At 46.0% G+C, this 4,397-nt stretch carries 4 protein-coding genes; all 4 read left to right on the top strand.

Going from position 1 to position 4,397, the window contains the following annotated elements; translation table 11 throughout:
• Nucleotides 1–629, top strand: a 629-nt coding sequence (locus tag GO707_RS12090) for a DUF7687 domain-containing protein (RefSeq protein WP_198161101.1), incomplete at its 5' end; no start/stop codon positions are given.
• A gap of 20 nt (nucleotides 630–649) precedes the next feature.
• On the top strand, nucleotides 650–1,687 hold the full coding sequence (locus GO707_RS11690) for a hypothetical protein (RefSeq protein WP_157013077.1): 1,038 nt from the start codon (nucleotides 650–652) through the stop codon (nucleotides 1,685–1,687).
• Nucleotides 1,684–3,300 carry a hypothetical protein gene (locus GO707_RS11695; protein ID WP_157013078.1) on the top strand — a complete coding sequence of 539 codons (1,617 nt, stop codon included), beginning with the start codon at nucleotides 1,684–1,686 and terminating at the stop codon, nucleotides 3,298–3,300. Before GO707_RS11690 ends, GO707_RS11695 begins: the two co-directional genes overlap by 4 nt.
• 257 nt (nucleotides 3,301–3,557) lie before the next feature.
• Nucleotides 3,558–4,064 carry a hypothetical protein gene (locus GO707_RS11700; protein ID WP_161128379.1) on the top strand — a complete coding sequence of 169 codons (507 nt, stop codon included), beginning with the start codon at nucleotides 3,558–3,560 and terminating at the stop codon, nucleotides 4,062–4,064.
• Nucleotides 4,065–4,397: the final 333 nt, after the last annotated feature.

Consider the following 4,397-nt stretch of genomic DNA (forward strand, 5'->3'; position numbering starts at 1 on the left):
AGTCATCCACGGACATCTCGCCGGGCATCGAGAACCACAGATCCAGCGCATCCTGCTTGGCCCTCTTGTCGTACATTCGAACTCCCTTCCGGACACCTGGGTGTCCAACTTGGAGTCCGCACCCCCTGAACAAGCAAAAAGGAGAGAAGAGGAATGTAGCTTTTCTGACCGCTCTCGTCGACCTCATCGCTTTTGATGTCCTAAGTGATTACGGGTTGGAATTCGATCACGACCCGCGCTGTCTTCTTGAATTTTATGATCTCAATCATAATTTGGTCAGTGTGTCCTCTAGACGTTTGGACGGAGCATTTCCATCAACGCGAAATCCTGAGGCTGTATGGGAAATCAAAGAGTATTACTATACGACGACGTTTGGCAGCAGGATTGCCGATGGCGTATACGAAACGCGCTTGGATGGTTACGAACTGAACGATGCGGAAGAGCAAACCGGAAGGAAGACTACGCACATTTTGTTTGTTGACTCATATTCAACCTGGTGGGAACAAGGCAAATCGTATTTCTGCAGGTTGATAGACATGCTGAATGAAGGAAGCGTCGACGAGATTATCTTCGGGTATGAAGTTCTAACTAGATGGCCCGAGGTGTTAAGAGAAATAATTGAGTCTTAGGGCAGAACAGCAGATGAAGCATGGAATATGTATTTACAGCGACAGAAACAGGGACGCCTTCCGGAAATGAAGCAGAGGCAAAAGCTTTATTGCATATGCTTGATGCTACAGAAGATGGAATAGAGTTATTTGCGGTAGATTGCTTCAATGATGTTACAGGGATGGACAATCCCTGTTTTGTGCTTCATGATGCACAATCAAAGGCTGAAAAGAATATCTCTCCAGCAAAACTGGGAAGATATCTTGTAACCCTTCTGGAGAATCATCTTAGCGAGTTCTCGCAATTCTTTGATAGCTTGACTCTGTTTGTTGGAGGCGTTTCAAAAACTGTACTGCAGAATCCTGAGTTAGTGGAGTTTGGGTTTCATGATATTGAAGCCAAGGCTCAGAAAAAAGTCCAAGATAGCCTTATCGAAGAATGCAAGAAGCGAAAAAATGGCATTGATGATAATTTGCTTAGCGAAGACAATATAAATGATTTTCTTAGTAAGGTTCACTTTGTTATCTTTCGTGAAAATCGCGAGGATTACATAAAACCTTTAGTAAGAACTTCGGCCCCGATAATGCCGGATTCGAAGAAGCTTAAAAGAATCTTTACTGAGATACGTGACAAGCAATCAGCCCTTAAGAACCGAGCAGGTATAGCCGGAAAAAGGATAACGCATCCAGACAGGGTTATTGATTTGGGGCGTGTGGTAAAACGCAGGGATATCGAATTGCTCGTAATCCAAAGAATTCTGAATAGAGACTTTCTTAGAGATGATACGCCTAAAAGCTTTATTCATTACTTAAACCAAATACCTGATGAAGAAGATCCAGATGCGATCACAGAAGATTGTCGACATGCCATCTACAGACAATTCTTCGATAAAAACAACAGCGAAGCATTCTGGACATTCTTGGATGAAGTCGTGACAACGATCGACAATAGTAATCAAAAAGATATTGAGGAAATATACGATCAGTTAAAAGTTGAGACTCGTAAGGCGTGCACACATTTAGAAAGGCGATCATGCCTCTACTTCATCGCAACTATAAAGGATGGTCTATATAAATGATTAATGTTAGAGCTATTTACCTCGGGAATGAAGCTGAAGCCTATATTTTAGACGACTTTATTGATGGAATTAACATCATAAATAGCGATGATAACCATGTTGGAAAAACGATTGTTATGCAATCAATCATGTTCGCTATGGGTTCGGAAGCCATGTTTCCTCATAATTTCAAACCGAAAGAGTACGTTTTCATAATTGATTTGGATGTTGACGGAGAAGCAATATCGATACTCAGGAGTAGAGATACATTTGCAATAAAAAAACGTGATGAGCTCGTATTTGAAGAAAGCAAGCGAGATTTTGATGAGTTCTGGAGCGACAACATTTGTGCTTTGCCTTCAATAATCAAAGACGGAAAGCTACAAAGAGTGGGATTGCCATTGTTCAATCAATTATCCTTTGTGAACCAAACTCCAAGAAATACTTCCAGCTTAATCGGGAGTTACTACAAAAAGGATGATTTTAAAGAAATGGTGTTTGCTATTGTTGGATTGGATGCTCGGCAGCTAGATTCGCAAGCAGAACGGGAACTAAAAGATAGGAAAGGAAAGCTGAAAACCAGGCGAAAAGAGCTTGCCAAATTGGTTCGAGATTTAAGAGAGAGTGGAACTTCGCTTGCAGCGATAAGTCCTACCGCAGACCGCGAAGAAACCAGTAGATTCGTAGAACAATTGGATAAGTTAAAAAACGATATCTCTGAAAGACAGAAACTAAGAAACCATGCATACGTGCGTATGAAGAAGAACGAGCAACTTCGCAGAGAACTAGGGTCATTGAACAGAGAGCTAAAAACCGGTTCGATAGTTTGTCTCGATTGTGGGTCAAAAGCGATTGGCTATTCAATGCCAGAATCAAACGTTGCTTTTGATATAACAACACAAGATATGAGGCAAGAAATATTGCGAACGATAGATTACAAGATTGATGACTATGTGGGGGAAGTCGAGAGGCTTGAGAAAGAGATACGTGAACTACAGATACGCTTTAATGCGCTTGCGGAAACTAGAGAAATAAGTCTGATAGATATAATTTCCGTAAAAGACGACTATGGAAATCTTGAGGAAATGGATCGTGAACTGACAGCGATTATTGATGAAATAGAAGACATTGACAAGAAATTAGAGTTCTCAAAAAACGTAGATGCGGAGCTGCGAAAAGACAGAAACGATTTCATGCGGAAAGTCCTCATTTCCATGAACCATCTTAGGGAAGTTGTGAATGATGGGATAGAAACCGAAGACTATGATGATCTATTCACTACGAACAACAAGCCATATACTGGAAGTGAGGCAACGGAATTCTATCTTGCAAGGGTTTATTCGTTAGCTAAGCATGTTAAACATCAGCTTCCCATAGTGATTGACTCATTCAGGGCTGAAGAACTGTCAACGCGCAGAGAAGACCTTGCATTGCCTTTGTACGAAGAGCTTCAAAACCAAGTGATTTTGTCAGCCACTTTGAAAGGGCAAGAAGCCGGAAAATACGATGAAAGAACCGACGTGCACAGCATAGATTTTTCTGGCTATGCGGTAAATCACCTTCTTTCCGAAGATTATGTTGAGCAATTTATGAGAAAGCTGGAATCATTTAACGTAAAACTCAACGTCAAATAGCTACAATACTTTTGCAGGATGGGCGCTCGGATGGATCAATGGAAGCGGAGCACTCCAGGGCGTTCGCAAGCAGGCACTGTGATGCGTCTGAAGAATGCAATAGCTTCGAGGCGTGATGTGGTAAGCGAAATGACGCGCTGCCCAAGGAGTGTAAAAGTATCAATCGCAAATCGGACTAGTGGGACTGTTGAATGCTGCTGTTGGCACCTGGTATGGTGTACGCCATCGAATGATCGGCGCGAGAAAGAGGTGGTCGTGTGGAATTCACATCGGCTAGTGCCAACAAGTACCTGCGGAGGTTGCAGGATGAGAAAGATCGGCTCCTGCGGACCGAGCAGGAGGTGAGCACCTACGTGCTCGCGGAAGGGGAGGCGGCCGAGCCTCCCGCCTACGACTACGGGGCCGTGCGCGAGAAGGTCGCGCAGATCGACGGGCAGGCGCGGGCCATTCGTCACGCCTTGCACCGATTCAACATGAAGACGGTTCTGCCCGAGCGGGGCATCACCATCGATGAGGCCCTCATCCTGCTCGCGCAGCTGTCGGGGCGCAAGGAGCGCCTGAACGGGCTCGCCTCGCGGCAGCCCCAGGAGCGACTGGGCAACCGGTACTTCGGCAGCAGCAACGGGCCCATCGAGTACCGGTATGCGAACTACGACGTCGCCCAGGCAGAGGCGGACTACCGCGCCGTCGCGGACGAGATCGCTGCGCTGCAGCTTGAGCTGGACCTGGTCAACCAGACGGAGGTCTTCTCGGTCGAGCTGTAGGGGCTCGCTTACTTTCCGGATCTGTGGCTTTTCCCCGCAAAGGATACTTTGGAACGTTGCGGTTTCGCGTTGGAGTTGTCGGGTAGTTCGTTGTCGGCAGTGCCGTGCGGTTTGAGCGTTGGCATCTTGCTGGAAGATCTGGCTTCCACCCATTCCGCCGCAGATCGAAAGCTTCAGGCGCCTCCCCGCGAGGCCGCCCGCGATGCCTGAGTAGTAACCCTCTCCGGTACCAACAATCAGCAGAATCTGGTACCGCCAGTCAGCGGGCTTGGTACCCTGGGTAAGATAAATTGGTACCGCCGCCCATCGAGCCTAGAATTCCATGTCGCGAGC

The sequence above is a fragment of the Adlercreutzia rubneri genome (assembly GCF_009755265.1).
GTDB classification, from domain to species: Bacteria; Actinomycetota; Coriobacteriia; order Coriobacteriales; family Eggerthellaceae; genus Adlercreutzia; species Adlercreutzia rubneri.